The sequence below is a fragment of the Aerococcus sp. L_32 genome, assembly GCF_050689315.1.
In genome coordinates this window covers 1-538 of record NZ_JBOEQF010001238.1, presented here as the reverse complement: position 1 = coordinate 538, position 538 = coordinate 1, and the positions used below count along the sequence as shown (strand labels likewise).

The following is a 538-nucleotide window of genomic DNA, read 5'->3' as shown; positions in this document are numbered from 1 at the left end:
AAAAATCGAAAACCAAGAAGGTGTAGATAACTTAGACGATATCTTATCTGTATCTGATGGTTTAATGGTTGCTCGTGGTGACTTAGGGGTAGAAATCCCAGCTGAACAAGTACCAGTTGTACAAAAAGACATGATCCGTAAATGCAACTTAGCTGGTAAACCAGTTATTACAGCTACACAAATGTTAGATTCAATGCAATCTAACCCACGTCCAACTCGTGCAGAAGCATCTGACGTTGCTAATGCAATCTTTGATGGTACTGACGCAATCATGCTTTCAGGTGAAACTGCTGCCGGTGACTATCCAGTAGAAGCAGTTCAAACAATGAACCGTATTGCATTAGTAACTGAAGGACGTAAAGAAGCGAAAACTGACATTGGTTCATTAAAACCAAGTACAGAAGGTGACATGGCAGAAGCAATCAGCCAATCTGTTGCTTACACTGCTCGTAGCTTACGCGTTTCAGCAATCGTTGCAGCGACTGAATCTGGTCACACAGCGAAAATGATTTCTAAATACCGTCCAAGCGCTAAAATC

Annotated in this window: 1 protein-coding gene; it reads left to right on the top strand. The window is 41.6% G+C overall.

The features are described 5' to 3' along the window. Positions 1 to 538: pyruvate kinase (locus ACRCJ0_RS19110; RefSeq protein ID WP_431391788.1), on the top strand; the 538-nt coding region annotated here is incomplete at both ends.